14 protein-coding genes are annotated in these 12,704 nt (G+C 68.4%); 5 read left to right on the forward strand and 9 right to left on the reverse strand.

Annotated elements, in window-relative coordinates:
- Positions 1 to 101: 101 nt before the first annotated feature.
- The 5 genes from KNN16_RS08785 to KNN16_RS08805 all read left to right on the forward strand — a co-directional run bounded on the left by KNN16_RS08785 (position 102) and on the right by KNN16_RS08805 (position 5,200).
- A complete protein-coding gene (locus tag KNN16_RS08785) occupies positions 102 to 1,340 on the forward strand; it encodes a beta-galactosidase (RefSeq protein ID WP_303896434.1) in 1,239 nt (412 codons plus the stop codon).
- Between the two features lie 532 nt (positions 1,341 to 1,872).
- Positions 1,873 to 2,298 (forward strand): hypothetical protein, encoded by a 426-nt coding sequence (locus KNN16_RS08790; protein ID WP_303896435.1) that lies wholly within the window; start codon positions 1,873 to 1,875, stop codon positions 2,296 to 2,298.
- A gap of 254 nt (positions 2,299 to 2,552) precedes the next feature.
- The gene (npdG, locus tag KNN16_RS08795; RefSeq protein ID WP_303896436.1) at positions 2,553 to 3,239 is read left to right on the forward strand and encodes an NADPH-dependent F420 reductase; all 687 of its coding nucleotides are present in this window, start codon (positions 2,553 to 2,555) and stop codon (positions 3,237 to 3,239) included.
- Positions 3,240 to 3,258: 19 nt separating this feature from the next.
- Positions 3,259 to 4,017 (forward strand): coenzyme F420-0:L-glutamate ligase, encoded by a 759-nt coding sequence (gene cofE / locus KNN16_RS08800; RefSeq protein ID WP_299286827.1) that lies wholly within the window; start codon positions 3,259 to 3,261, stop codon positions 4,015 to 4,017.
- A gap of 13 nt (positions 4,018 to 4,030) precedes the next feature.
- A complete protein-coding gene (locus tag KNN16_RS08805) occupies positions 4,031 to 5,200 on the forward strand; it encodes a CaiB/BaiF CoA-transferase family protein (protein WP_303896437.1) in 1,170 nt (389 codons plus the stop codon).
- Here KNN16_RS08805 and KNN16_RS08810 read toward each other — a convergent pair.
- From KNN16_RS08810 to fabF, 9 genes are all read right to left on the reverse strand, one after another.
- Positions 5,173 to 6,030 (reverse strand): response regulator, encoded by an 858-nt coding sequence (locus tag KNN16_RS08810; protein ID WP_303896438.1) that lies wholly within the window; start codon positions 6,028 to 6,030, stop codon positions 5,173 to 5,175. The genes KNN16_RS08805 and KNN16_RS08810 overlap by 28 nt on opposite strands.
- Before the next feature lie 43 nt (positions 6,031 to 6,073).
- A complete protein-coding gene (locus KNN16_RS08815) occupies positions 6,074 to 6,703 on the reverse strand; it encodes a 4-vinyl reductase (RefSeq protein WP_200808225.1) in 630 nt (209 codons plus the stop codon).
- 36 nt (positions 6,704 to 6,739) lie between these two features.
- Entirely contained in the window at positions 6,740 to 7,117 is a 378-nt protein-coding gene (locus KNN16_RS08820; RefSeq protein ID WP_088572287.1) for a roadblock/LC7 domain-containing protein, read from the reverse strand.
- A 104-nt stretch (positions 7,118 to 7,221) separates the two neighbouring features.
- Positions 7,222 to 8,046, reverse strand: coding sequence for an undecaprenyl-diphosphate phosphatase (locus KNN16_RS08825; protein WP_303896439.1), 825 nt, complete (start codon positions 8,044 to 8,046; stop codon positions 7,222 to 7,224).
- The gene (locus KNN16_RS08830) at positions 8,043 to 9,209 is read right to left on the reverse strand and encodes a glycosyltransferase family 1 protein (RefSeq protein ID WP_303896440.1); all 1,167 of its coding nucleotides are present in this window, start codon (positions 9,207 to 9,209) and stop codon (positions 8,043 to 8,045) included. Before KNN16_RS08830 ends, KNN16_RS08825 begins: the two co-directional genes overlap by 4 nt.
- Positions 9,206 to 9,838 carry a uridine kinase gene (gene udk, locus KNN16_RS08835; protein ID WP_303896441.1) on the reverse strand — a complete coding sequence of 211 codons (633 nt, stop codon included), beginning with the start codon at positions 9,836 to 9,838 and terminating at the stop codon, positions 9,206 to 9,208. Before udk ends, KNN16_RS08830 begins: the two co-directional genes overlap by 4 nt.
- A 286-nt stretch (positions 9,839 to 10,124) precedes the next feature.
- Positions 10,125 to 10,820, reverse strand: a complete 696-nt coding sequence (locus tag KNN16_RS08840; RefSeq protein WP_303896442.1) for a nuclease-related domain-containing protein — start codon at positions 10,818 to 10,820, stop codon at positions 10,125 to 10,127.
- Between the two features lie 18 nt (positions 10,821 to 10,838).
- Positions 10,839 to 11,168, reverse strand: coding sequence for a hypothetical protein (locus tag KNN16_RS08845; RefSeq protein ID WP_299286802.1), 330 nt, complete (start codon positions 11,166 to 11,168; stop codon positions 10,839 to 10,841).
- Between the two features lie 91 nt (positions 11,169 to 11,259).
- The gene (gene fabF / locus KNN16_RS08850; RefSeq protein ID WP_303896443.1) at positions 11,260 to 12,582 is read right to left on the reverse strand and encodes a beta-ketoacyl-ACP synthase II; all 1,323 of its coding nucleotides are present in this window, start codon (positions 12,580 to 12,582) and stop codon (positions 11,260 to 11,262) included.
- Positions 12,583 to 12,704 lie beyond the last annotated feature (122 nt).

Here is a 12,704-nt window from a genome sequence, read left to right on the forward strand (position 1 = left end):
GCCTCCCCGGTGCGGATGTGCATCCTTCGGATCGCGTGAGCCCGGCTCGACCTGGGCCGGGCTCACGAATTCCATCCCGGCTGAGGAGGTTCGAGACACCCTTGCGCGCTTCCACCCGTCGCAGGATCATCGGCCTGGCGGCCTTTCTGGTGGCCCTGGAGATGAGCATCCTGGGCTTCGCCCTCTGGAAATCCTCCACCCCTCGAGGAGAGAGGGCCTCTCTTTCGTTTCCCTCCCCCTCTCCCACAAGCCCGAGTTCGGCCACGCCTTCGCCGCCCGCGCGCTCCTCCCTCCGCATCGGCGTGCAGGTGCACGGCTACGTAGGGGATCCAAGGGACACCCTGCGTGTGGTCCGCCAGGTGGGTTTCCCCTGGGTCAAGCAACAGGTCCTCTGGTCGATGCACGAGCCGGAGCCCGGGCGTTACGATTGGGGCATCCTGGAGGGCTTCCTCATCGTGGCGGAGCGGGACGGGTTGAAGGTGGTCCTCAGCGTGGTGACCGCTCCGGAGTGGAGCCGACAGGAGGGCGGCATCCACGGTCCGCCGGACCGCCCGGAGGACCTGGCCCGTTTCCTTCAGACGCTCATCCGGCGCCATCGAGGTCGGATCCACGCCATCGAGGTCTGGAACGAGCAGAACCTGCGTCGGGAGTGGCAAACCTCACGGGGCCTGCGCCCGGAGGACTACGTGCGGCTGTTGCGGGTCGCCTACACGGCGATCAAGGCGGAGGATCCCCGGATCCTGGTGATCAGCGGGGCCCTCTCGCCCACCGGGATCGACGATGGGGTCAACGCGGTCGACGATTTCCGCTACCTGAAGGGGATGGTGGACGCGGGTTTCCTGTCTTACGCGGACTGCGTGGGAGTTCATCACAACGGCTACAACATCGGGCCGGACGTCCGGGCGGAGGAAGCGCCTTCCCTGCCGGAGGCCCGCACCGCCCGCTTCCGGGGGCCCTTCGACAATCCCCACCACAGCTGGAGCTTCAAGTCCACTTTATGGGGGTATCGGGAGATCATCGGCGGCGCAAAGCCGCTGTGCGTGACGGAGTTCGGCTGGGCCTCCGCGGAGGAATATGGAGTTGTCCCCCCGGGCTTCGAGTTCGCCCTGGACAATTCCCTGGAGGAGCAGGCCCGCTGGATCGTGGAGGCTTACGAGCGCATGCGGGAGTGGGGCTTCATCGAGATGGCGATCCTGTGGAACCTGGACTTCGCCCCCAAGGGGTTCGGGCCGGAGAAGGACGATAATGTCCTCTACAGCATCGTGGACACCCGGGGGGTCCCCCGCCCGGCCTTCAGCGCCCTGCAGGCTTACCTGGCAGCCCTCCGGCCCGAGCCGTGACGCCATCCCGAGAAGCCATTTCAATCCCCCCAAACCCCATCTTTGTCGGAGCGGCTTCCGCCGCGACCCTGCGGGATCGAAGAAGACGGGGGTCGCGGGCGAAAGATCCCCCTTCGGAGATGATTGCCGTTGCCATCTGGGACGCCCGTTCGGGGCTGAAGCCCCTCCTGCCGAAAGATCCATTCCTGTAGGGGCGGCTTCAGCCGCAACCTTGCGGGATCGGGGAGACGGAAGTTCAGGGCGGAAGCTTCTCCTCCTTGCGCCTCCATTCAAGGGCAACCCTTCCTGCTCTCCCCGATCCTTCCCACGGGCGGATCAACGTTCCATCCCACTTTTTGTCCATTTGGGTTAGGAGTGTTAATATACTCCCAGAGCCTGATGGTTCAAGATGATCCCTGGGGTTAGGATACAAGAGACCCCCTTATCTGAAAGGAGCATCCTCATCATGTCCGAGCAACAGTGGGACGAAATCCCCTCGGATCTGAATTCCCAGCTCCCGATAGGAGCCCCTTCCGACGGATCAACCTCCTCCGTGGATCCTCTGATTGAGCTGAACGCCTGGTTGGGCTTCGCCCGGGCCTGCGCCCATAGCGCTCGGGTCCAGGCCATCCTCCTCACCCTTCAAACCGATCTGCGCCTCCTGCTCGCCCATCGGAAGGACCCCGAGCGTTTCCCAGCCCTTTCAGAGGAGCGAGTCCACTGGCTGGAGGAGACCCGCGAGCAGATGAGGCAGGCACTCCCGCCCGGATTTCAATCCCCGGAGCTCCCCGGTGAGACGGTGAGCGGTTCGATCCTGGACCTGGCCTCCGCCGTCGCCGGGCGGGCGCGGGACCATCAGAGGGTCGAGGGGATGGATGAAACGGAGACAGCCGCTCAGGGTTACCTGGACCGGCTTCCCGGGATGCTGTCGGCCCTGGCGCGGTATGAGGAGTTCCTCGCTGGCGCACCCCCCGCCTGAAGGCCTCTCGCACGCGCCGGAGCCCGGAAGCCGGTTCGCGAGCGACCGCATCGGCGAGCGGGGCGCCTCTCCGCTTCGGGCGCCGCAGGGATCCACCGTCTCGAACCCCTGAAGACAGGGCTCTGTTTTCGCGAGGGAAAGCCTTCCCCTTCCATCGCTTCTGTCCTCCTGTTTCTTCAAAGCCGGGACCGGCCACGGACTCTTCCCCGAGTAAAATGGATCCCTGGATTCATGCCTTCAAGGAGGAAGCGCCGATGGAACCCCGTCCTCGCATCGCTGTTCTGGGCGGGACCGGCAAGGAGGGCTCGGGGCTGGCCCTCCGCTGGGCCCGCGCGGGCTTCCCGGTGGCCATCGGCTCCCGGGATCCCGAGCGGGCGCGTCAGGCGGTCGAGCGCCTGCGCGTCCACGTCCCCGATGCCGAGCTCCTCGGCCTCTCGAACGCCGAGGCTGCCGCGTGGGGCGAGGTGGTGGTCGTGGCCGTCCCCTACGCCGGGCACGCGGACCTCCTGCGATCCCTCCGGGAGACCCTCCGGGGCAAGCTGCTCATCGACGTGGTGGTCCCTCTGGATCCGGACAACCCCCGGCGGTATGCGCCTCCCCCCGACGGCTCGGCGACCGCGGAAGCCCAGCGCATCCTGGGCGCGGACACGCCGGTGGTGGGCGCCTTCCACAACATCTCCCATCTTCACCTGCACGATCTGGAGGACGCCCCCGACTGCGATGTGCTGGTGGTCGGGGAGGACCGGGCTGCGAAGGCCCGGGTGATCCGGCTGGCGGAGGCGATCGGGTTCACCGCCTACGACGCCGGCCCCCTGCACAACGCGCCCATCGTGGAGGGCCTCACCGCCCTGCTCATCGGCCTGAACATCCGTTACAAAACCCGGGGGGCCGGGATTCGGATCACCGGCATCCCCCGCCGATCGGATCCGCAGGCTCCCTGAACCGTCGAAGGAGCGCGCCGTGGAGCCCATCGCCCTGTTCCCCTTAGAAGGTATCCCCCTGGTCCGACCCGGGGATGATCTGGTCGCCCTGCTTGCCGAAGCGCTGGCGCGATGGGGTGGACCCCGAACCGGGGATGTCCTGGTGGTGGCTCAGAAGATCGTCTCCAAGGCGGAGGGCCGCTTCGTCCGTCTCTCGGAGGTGACCCCTTCCCCCCGGGCGCTGGAGCTGGCGCAGATCACCGGCAAGGATCCGCGGCTGATCGAGGTGATCCTCTGGGACACCGCGGAGGTGCTGCGGGTGCGCCCGGGCCTGATCATCGTGGAGCACCGGCTGGGCTTCGTCTGCGCCAACGCCGGCGTGGATCGTTCCAACGTGGCTCCCGAGGGGGAGGAGATCGTGCTCCGCCTCCCGGAGGATCCGGATCGATCCGCCCGGCAGATCCGGGAAGGGCTGGCGCGGCGGTTCGGGGTGGAGGTCGGCGTGGTGATCGCGGACAGCCACGGGCGGGCCCACCGCAAAGGCGTGATCGGCGTGGCCATCGGGGTGAGCGGTGTGCCGGCCCTGGAGGACTGGCGGGGCCGCCGGGACCTGTTCGGATACGTGCTGCAACACACAGAGGTGGCCCTGGGGGACCTGCTGGCCTCGGCGGCCACGCTGCTGCTGGGCCAGGCCGCCGAGGGCATCCCCGCGGTGCTGATCCGCGGGCTTTCCTTCCTCCCACGGGAAAGCACCGCGCGGGAGCTGGTCCGGGCGCGCGCTTACGACCTGTTCCGCTGACCAGGAGGTCTGGATGCTGCTCTCCGGGATCCGGGTGCTGGATCTGACCCGTCTGCTGCCGGGGCCCTTCGCCACCCAGTGGCTGGTGGCCATGGGCGCGGAGGTCATCCGGGTGGAGCCTCCGGCCGGGGGGGACTGGCTCCGGGAGATGCCACCGGTGGTGGAGGGCTTCGGGGCCTGGTTCGCCGCTGTCAATCGGGGCAAGAAGAGCGTGGCCCTCCAGCTGAAGCACCCCAAGGGGCGGGAGATCTTCCTCCGCCTCGTCGAATCGGCGGACGTCGTGGTGGAGGGGTTCCGACCGGGGGTGATGACCCGGCTGGACCTAGCGCCGGAGACCCTCCTCGAACGCCAGCCCCGTCTGATCTACGCCGCCCTCGCGGGTTACGGGGCTGGCAGCCGCTGGCGGGAGCGGGCCGGTCACGATCTCAACTACCTGGCGCTGGCCGGCTTCCTGGGCCTGAACGGCCCCCGCGAAGGCCCGCTCATCCCTCCCCCGGTGCCGGTGGCGGACCTCGGGGGGGCGATGGCGCTGGTCATCGCCGTGCTGGCCGGGTTGCTGCATCGGGAGCGGACCGGCCAGGGCCTCATCCTGGACGCCTCGATGCTCGAGGTCGTCGTCTCCTGGATGCAACCCTTCTGGCGCGCGCATCAGGCCGGCGTCCGGGCAACCCGCGAGGGGATGCCGCTCAACGGGGCCTTTCCGTGCTATCGGGTTTACCCCACGGCGGATGGAGGGGCGATGGCCCTGGCGGCGCTGGAGCCGGCGTTCTGGCGCGCCTTCTGCGAGGTCGTCGGCCGCCCGGAATGGATCCCCCGCGCCTTCGATCCAGCCCTCATCCCGGAGGTGGCGGCCCTCTTCCGGAGCCGGACCCGCGCGGAGTGGGAAGGGCTGCGGGCGGGGATCGAGGCCTGCTTAGAGCCGGTGCTGGAGCCGGATGAGGCCATCGAAGGGCTGTCGACGATCGCGCCCGCCTTCGCGACAGGCCTTCCTGCACTGCCGTTCGTTGTGAACGGGGAGCGCCTCTTCGCCGCAGGCCCGCCTCCCCGCCAGGGAGAGCACACGCGGGAGATCCTTCAGCGCCTCGGATACGAAGCGGCGGAGCTGGAGGAGCTGGCCCGTCAGGGGATCGTGGGGATCCCTGAAGACGGCATGGATCAGGGGATCGCTCGCTTCCGCTCCTGAAGCCGGCCCAGGATCTCCTCCGGATGGTGGAAGGGCCCTTCGGCCCCATGGACCTGGGCCGTCACCACCTGCAGGGGCGGGAGATCCTCCGGGTGCTCCTCCACATCCTGAAGGGGATAGAAGTAAGGCAGGGCGTTCTTCAGGCGAGCAACCATGCGCTCGGCGGCGGGGCCGAGCAGATGACGCTCCCCCACGACGACGAACCATCCTTCCCCCAGATGGCCCAGGAAGAACGGGTCGCCGCTTTCGTGGTTCACCCCCGCCAGCACGAGCCCCACGGCCCGGATGGCATCGTCCCGGGCGATGAACCCGTAGCGCTCCCCGAAGGCCTCCAGGCCGTCCAGACCGATCAACACGACGGACCACTCGGCATGCCCCAGCTGCTCCTGAAGATGCTCAAGGATGAGGGGCCGGCCGGGCAGTCCGGTCAGGCCGTCGAAGGCAGGCTCCACCTGGGATCGGCGCAGGATGTTCTGGACCCGGGCCCGCAGCTCCTGCAGGCTGAACGGCTTGGGGATGTAATCGTGGGCTCCCAGCTCCAGACCGGCCAACCGATCCTCGCGCTCCCGCTTCTCGGTGAGGAAGATCACCGGGATCTCCCGAGTTCTCCGGTGGGCCCGCAGCTGACGGAACACCTCAAAGCCATCGATGTCCGGCAGGCGGATGTCCAGCACCACGAGATCGGGGAGGCGCTCCCGGGCCAGGGCGAGGGCCTCCTCTCCCGAGGCGGCGGTCAGGACCTCATAGCCCTGCGCCTGAAAGTAGCTCCCCAGCAGGCCGGCGGTCTCCGGCTCGTCCTCCACGATCAGGAGCGTCGCCACCCGGGCCATTCCCTCCCTCCGGCGAAGCCACAGGCATCCGATTCTTTTCCCATCAACCGATGGGCTCCTTATAGATCGCAAAGGAGCAGGTGGGATCTCCCATGGCGATGCAGGAGATCTCCTCCACGCGGAACTCCTTGCCGCCGCTGACCCAGCGCAGCCCTTCCTGGAGCAGGCCGATGGCCGCATAGCAGACCGGCCGGTCGGTTTTGCGGCCCCAGCACACCGGGCAGCGCTCGATCACGTAAATGAAGCGATCGGCCTCTTCGTAGACGTAGCTCTTCTGATCGCTGAACTGGGTGAAGATGCCGGCCATCGCCGGGAGGCCGATCTTCAGCTTCGCCTGGAGGGGGAGGACACGGAAGGCGAGGTCGCTGACCCCGGCCAGGGCGCCGAAGCCCTGCAGGCCCCGGGCGAAGGAGGCGCGACCGCCCCGCAGGGCCAGCCCTCTGCCTCCTCGAGGCCCATACATCTCCTCCAGGGCCTGGTTGATGGCGGCGAAGTCGGCGAAGTCGAAGCCTCGCTCCAGGTTATCCGGCGGGTAGTTGTCGATCAGATGGGGAAGGCGGGCCAGATGGAGGACGGCGTTCAGCCCGTTCTTCCCCATCACCTCCTCCAGCGCCTCCAGGAAAATGCGGGCGATCTTATTGGGGTAATACAGGCCGCTTTTCTGCTGGCTCAAGGCGTCGCCTCCGTTCCCGAGGGATCGGCAGCGGGTTCAGGAAGCCAGGATGCGGGCCAGGTCCTCCGCGGCCCGCCGCATGTCCAGGAAGAGCAATCCCAGCTTGGCCTGGGGTCTGGCCAGCACGGTCAGCACCGCCTCCTCCCCCACCGCCATCAGCACCACATACCCCCGCTCCCCCCGGATGTAGACCTGATCCAGAGTCCCCCGGCCCAGCTCGCTGGCGATCCGCTCCCCGAGGGAGAGCATCGCCGCCGACATGGCCGAGACCCGGTCCTCCTCCACGTCGGCGGGCAGGGCCGAGGCCATGATCAACCCGTCGATGCTGACCACCGCCGAGGCCTCGATGTCGGGCGTGCTCGCCTGAAGCTCCTTCAACCGCTCGATCATTCGTTCCGTGCGCGTGCGGGCCATACGCGAACCCCTTTCGACAGCATAGCAGGCTCTATCCTAATCGCGATGAGCCCAGGTTGTCAAAGGGGCCTGACCGGAACGCACGGCTTTCCGGCCGGGCGCGATCAGGATCGGAACGCCGCGAGGAGCAACATGGAAAGGCTGACCAGAAGGCAATATAGGGCGAAGGGCATGAGGGAGCGCCGGCGCACCAGCCGCATCAACCCCCAGATGGCCAGGTAGCCGGAGAGGGCCGCAGCGAGGGCGCCCGTCAGGATCGGCCCCAGGGCCTGAGGGGGCAAGCCGATCTCGAAGAGGTCCTTCAAGGCCACCAGGCCCGCCCCCAGGAGGGCGGGGACGCTGAGCAGGAAGCTGAACCGGGCGGCCTCGGATCGTTGCAGGCCCCGGCCGAGGCCGGCGGCGATGGTGGCCCCCGAGCGCGAGATGCCCGGCAACAGGGCCAGGGCCTGGGCCAGGCCGACGGCCAGGGCATCCCCCAGGGTCAACCCCTCCAGATCACGCTCCCGCCGTCCGAAGCGCTCCCCCCACCACAGCAACACGGCGGTCCCCGAAAGCAGGGCCGCGGTCAGCGTCGGCTGCAGGAAGACCGCCTCCACCGGCTTCTTGAAGAGCAACCCGGCGACGACGGCCGGGAGGGTGGCGACGATCACCCAGCCGCCCAGCCGGCCGCCCGGCGTCCCGAAGGGAGAACCGTTCCGCGCGCCCTCCCACCAGCCCCGGAGGATCTCCAGGAGCTCTCGGCGGAAATATGCGAGGACGGGGATCAGGGTGCCCCACTGGACCAGCACGTCGAAGGGGAAGGCGATGTGTTCGTCGATCCTCCAGCCCAGAAGCCACGGCACCAGCACCAGGTGCGCCGAGCTGCTGATCGGCAGATACTCGGTCAGCCCCTGGACGATCCCCAGCACCACCGCCTGAAGCCAGGTCATCGATGCGCCTCCCCATCCCGCAGGATGCGACCCTGCGCCTGTCGGATCACCTGTTCATAAGCTGCCAGGGTGCGGGCGGCGGTCTCCGCCCACCGGAACCGGGCGGCCCGGCGGAGGCCGGCCTCGCGCAGCCGGGTCCGCAGCTCCTCCCGGGACAGCGCCGCCGCCAGCGCCTCCGCCCAGGCCTCCGGTTGGTCCGGGGGAACCCGGAGGCCGGCCTCCCCTACCACTTCCGGCAACGAGGAAGTGTCCGCCACCACCACCGGTGTCCCGCACGCCATCGCCTCCAGGGGAGGAAGCCCAAAGCCTTCATACCGCGAGGGGAAGGCGAACACGGCGGCCGCGCTGTAGAGGGCGGGGAGATCCGCATCCGGCACATAGCCCAGCAAGCGCACCTGGCCCTCCAGCCCCAGATCCCGGAGGGCGCGGAAGATGCCTTCGGTCAACCAGCCCGGCCGCCCGGCCACCACCAGGCCCAGCTCCGGCCAGCGCGCGAGCAGGCTCCGGTAAGCGGCGAAGAGGGTGGGAAGATTCTTGCGCGGCTCCAGGGTCCCCACGTAGAGGATGAATCGCTCCGGCAGGCCGTAGCGGGCGCGGATCGCCGCCACCGCCTCCGGAGGCGCGGGGCGGAACCGCTCGTCCACCCCCTCATAGGTCACCACGATCCGTTCCTCAGGGATCCGATACCAGCGGATGGCATCCCGCCGGGTGCACTCGGAGACCGCGAGGATGAGATCCGCCCGGCGCAGGAAGCGAGGCATCATCAAGGTCAGGAACCAGCGGTTGAGGGGCATGTGGGTTTCCGGGTAAAGGCGGAAGATCAGATCATGCAATGTGAAGACCGAAGGGATAGCTCGAAAGGGAGGGAGGAGGTGATCCGTGGCGTGGAAGAGCGCGGCGGGCGCCATGATGGCGTCCATCGGGCGCCGGAAGAAGTGGGCCAGCATCACCTGCAGGCGCCACGGCTTCGCGGGCAGCGGGCTCCGGCGGGCCGGCAGCGCGTCGAGCGGATAGAAGACATCAGCCCGGCCGGCGTGATGGTAGAAGACCGCCAGGCGGCCCGGCAAAAGGGGGATCAGGGCTTTCACCAGCTCCGCGGCGTAACGTCCCAGCCCGGCCCGGTGGTGGACCGCGGGCGAGACATCGACGACGATGAAGGTCATCCCCCGTTCTCCTCCAGCATCGCCCGGATGCGGGCGATGATCATATCCAGGGCCACCGTGTTGAAGCCCCCCTCCGGGATGATGATGTCGGCGTAGCGCTTGCTGGGCTCCACGAACTCCAGGTGCATCGGGCGCACGGTGGAGAGATACTGCTGGATGACCGACTCCAGGGTCCTCCCCCGCTCGGCCAGGTCCCGCTGCAGGCGCCGGATGAACCGGATGTCGGGATCGGCGTCCACGTAGATCTTGATGTCGAAGAGATCCCGCAGCGCCTTCTCGACGAAGACCAGGATGCCCTCCACCAGGATCACCGGGCGCGGCTCCACGCGGCGGGTGTGGGGCGTGCGGGTGTAAGTGGTGAAATCATAGATGGGAACCTCCACCGGGCGCCCGGCGATCAGCTCCTGCAGGTGCCGGATCAGCAGCACCGTGTCGATGCTGTCCGGGTGGTCGTAATTGATCCGGACCCGCTCCTCCATGGGGAGGTGGCTCTGGTCTTTGTAGTAGCTGTCCTGCTGGATGAGGGCGATCCGCTCCGGGCCGATGCGCCGCACGATGGCCTCGGCCACCGTGGTCTTGCCGGAGCCGGTCCCCCCGGCGATCCCGATCACCACCGGCCGTTTCCGCATCGCCATCCCCGTGAGCAATGGGTCGCGGCGGAAGGCGCTCCTATATGGGCGATTTTTCGTAGGAGGGGCTTTAGCCCCGAACCTCCGTCTTTGATGACGCAAAGGTCGCGGCGAAAGCCGCTCCTACAAGAATCGATCTTCCTATTAGGAAGTGCTTTCGCCCCGAACCCCGTTCTCCACCTCACCGCAGGTCTATATCTGCTCGGACACCTATGAACGAGAAGGAATCTTTGATGGAGGCATTCCTGGGCCGAAATGAATTTCGGCCTACAAGCGCCACTGCCCCCTACTCTTCCCCACGGGGGAGGATCTGCTCCAGGGCGGCCTGGAGCTCCCGGGGGAGGGCGCTCCCCCGCCCCTCTTTGCGCAGCCACTCCTTCAGCTTGCGGGCGTGGACCACCGGGACGCTGCTGCCCTCGATGTCGAGACGGGCCTCCGGATGGGTGAAGACGATCACCGGCCGGACGGGGATCTCCTTTCCGTCCAGGCGCCGCGCCAGATAGCGGCGCAACGCCTCCGCCTCCTGCTGCGCCTCCCGGGTGGGGTTCCCCAGCGTGTCCTGGGCCATCCAGCGCAAGAACCACCGCAACAGCCCGATGGGCTGGGACCACCGATCGTTCCGGCAACGGATCTCCCCGCGCTGCCACTTGACGGTGAAGGTCCGCACGCCATCGGGACCCACCAGCACATGGTCGGCGGGCAGCATGTAGTGATACAGGACGTAACGGTCGTCCAGGCCTTTGAGGGCCTGGGTGAGGGCCGCCTCCGGGCGATCCGGCCGCACGAAGCGATGGATGTAATAGATCCCGATTTGAGTGAGGCCGAAGCCGACGAAGAAAGCGATCACCGGGATGAGGGCCAGCTGCGGATAGAGCAAAGAGGTGACCAGTCCGAGGATCAGGATGATGTAGCCGATGGGGAACGCCCAGTTGCCAATCGTCGCCCGACGCCGGATATAGGCTTCGTTGCGCACCACCTTCATCGTGGACGAATCCCTCCCTCAGGGTTGCGGCCGCTCCGCAGCGGATCGCAGCCGCTGGTATTCCTCCGCGCTCAGGAACCGCCCGCCCTCGATGGTCCGCTCCACCACGCGATAGCCGGAGTCCAGGCGGACCTCGGCCCGCATCAGCCGGAAACAGCGATCGTCCATGATCTCCTTCACCAGGATGTAGCCGGTCCCGCTTTCATCCGGGTTGAGGTCGTAACGGCGGTCGGCCCGCACCGCCACCGGCGCGCCGCACCGGGCGCACTGCACATACAGCCAGATGGCGTCCGGGTCCCCGGCCGCCTCGCCGCCCCGCCACAGCTCCCGAATCCGCCGCCAGATCATTCGAAAAACCCCCGCCGGAGATGCGTCCCGGGGGAATTATACCCGGAGCCCGACCCCCGGGCGCGGCGGATCCGATCTCCTCCGGCCGGGCTCAGGGACCCGGGGGCTCCCACCGGCCCAGGACGAGGGAGACGTTGTGGCCGCCGAAGCCGAAGGCGTTGACCAGGGCATGGCGCACCCGGGCAGCTCGAGCCATGTTGGGGACGTAATCCAGGTCGCACTCGGGATCGGGGGTTTCGTAATTGATGGTGGGGTGGATCACCCCGTGGACCAGGGTGAGGGCGGCGGCGATGGCCCCCAGGGCGCCCGCCGCGCCCATGGTGTGGCCGATCATCGACTTGGTGGCGCTGATCGGGATACGGTAGGCGTGCTCCCCGAAGACCTGCTTGATGGCCGCCGTCTCGATCGGATCGTTGAGCCGCGTGGAGGTCCCGTGGGCGTTGATGTAATCGATGTCCTCGGGGCCCAGGCCGGCGTCCTGCAGGGCCCAGCGCATCGCCCGGGCGGCCCCCGCGCCGTCCGGCTCCGGGGCGGCCACGTGGTGGGCGTCGGCGGCGTTGCCGTAGCCCAGGACCTCGGCGTAGATCCGGGCGCCCCGGGCCCGGGCGTGGGAGAGCCGCTCCAGCACCACGATGCCGGCCCCCTCCGCGTAGACGAAGCCGTCGCGGTGGGCATCGAAGGGGCGGCTGGCCCGCTCGGGCTCCTCGTTGCGGGTGGAGAGGGCGCGCATGGCGGCGAAGCCGGCGATGGCGAAGTCGGTGATCAGGGCCTCCACCCCGCCGCAGATCACCACATCGGCGATCCCCCGGCGGATCCATTCCGCGGCCTCGCCGATGGCCTGAGCCCCGGTGGCGCAGGCGGCGGCCACGGTCGCGATGGGGCCCCTCGCCCCGAAATACACGCTGACGTGGTGGCTGGGCATGTTGGGGATGGAGGCCACCAGGGCGAAGGGGCTCACCCGGGACAGCCCGTGGGTGCGGAAGATCTGGATCTGGCGGTCGGCCACCTCGTAGCCCCCCATCCCGACCCCGATCAGCGTCCCCACCCGCTCCGGATCCGGGAAGCCATCGAAGCCCGCGTCCCGCACCGCCTCCCACGCCGCCACCACGGCGAACTGGGAGCAGCGGGCCATGCGGCGGGCCTCCTTCGGGGAGAGGACGACCGTGGGGTCGAAGCCCTTCACCTCCCCCGCGATGCGGACCGGGAGGCCGGAGGCGTCGAACTGGGTGATGGGGCCGATGCCGGAGCGGCCGGCGATCAGGCCCTCCCAGAACGAACGGACATCCAGGCTGAGGGGGGAAAGGGCCCCCATCCCGGTGATCACCACCCGCCGGTCCTCCGGGCGGGCGGCGGATGGACTCCGCGGCGCGGGGTTCTGATGCCGGTCGCTCTTGGGAGGGGGGTCCGAGCTCATGAGGATTTCCCCTCAAGCCATCGGATCGGGACAGCTGCTCGCAGTTGTCCTACAAGGCGGCCAGGCCGGACAAAATCGGGACGCACTCGTCGGATCGGGTCCTGCGAGAACTCATCGCCCCC

The sequence above is a fragment of the Thermoflexus hugenholtzii genome (assembly GCF_018771565.1).
GTDB lineage: Bacteria > Chloroflexota > Anaerolineae > Thermoflexales > Thermoflexaceae > Thermoflexus > Thermoflexus hugenholtzii_A.

What these genes read in the sequence shown, in the direction of transcription:
- KNN16_RS08820 (WP_088572287.1), bottom strand. Translation starts at nt 7,117, where the DNA reads ATGGCCCGCACGCGCACGGAACGAATGATCGAGCGGTTGAAGGAGCTT.
- KNN16_RS08830 (WP_303896440.1), bottom strand. Translation starts at nt 9,209, where the DNA reads ATGACCTTCATCGTCGTCGATGTCTCGCCCGCGGTCCACCACCGGGCC.
- KNN16_RS08840 (WP_303896442.1), bottom strand. Translation starts at nt 10,820, where the DNA reads ATGAAGGTGGTGCGCAACGAAGCCTATATCCGGCGTCGGGCGACGATT.
- udk (WP_303896441.1), bottom strand. Translation starts at nt 9,838, where the DNA reads ATGCGGAAACGGCCGGTGGTGATCGGGATCGCCGGGGGGACCGGCTCC.
- npdG (WP_303896436.1), top strand. Translation starts at nt 2,553, where the DNA reads ATGGAACCCCGTCCTCGCATCGCTGTTCTGGGCGGGACCGGCAAGGAG.
- KNN16_RS08825 (WP_303896439.1), bottom strand. Translation starts at nt 8,046, where the DNA reads ATGACCTGGCTTCAGGCGGTGGTGCTGGGGATCGTCCAGGGGCTGACC.
- fabF (WP_303896443.1), bottom strand. Translation starts at nt 12,582, where the DNA reads ATGAGCTCGGACCCCCCTCCCAAGAGCGACCGGCATCAGAACCCCGCG.
- KNN16_RS08805 (WP_303896437.1), top strand. Translation starts at nt 4,031, where the DNA reads ATGCTGCTCTCCGGGATCCGGGTGCTGGATCTGACCCGTCTGCTGCCG.
- KNN16_RS08810 (WP_303896438.1), bottom strand. Translation starts at nt 6,030, where the DNA reads ATGGCCCGGGTGGCGACGCTCCTGATCGTGGAGGACGAGCCGGAGACC.
- KNN16_RS08845 (WP_299286802.1), bottom strand. Translation starts at nt 11,168, where the DNA reads ATGATCTGGCGGCGGATTCGGGAGCTGTGGCGGGGCGGCGAGGCGGCC.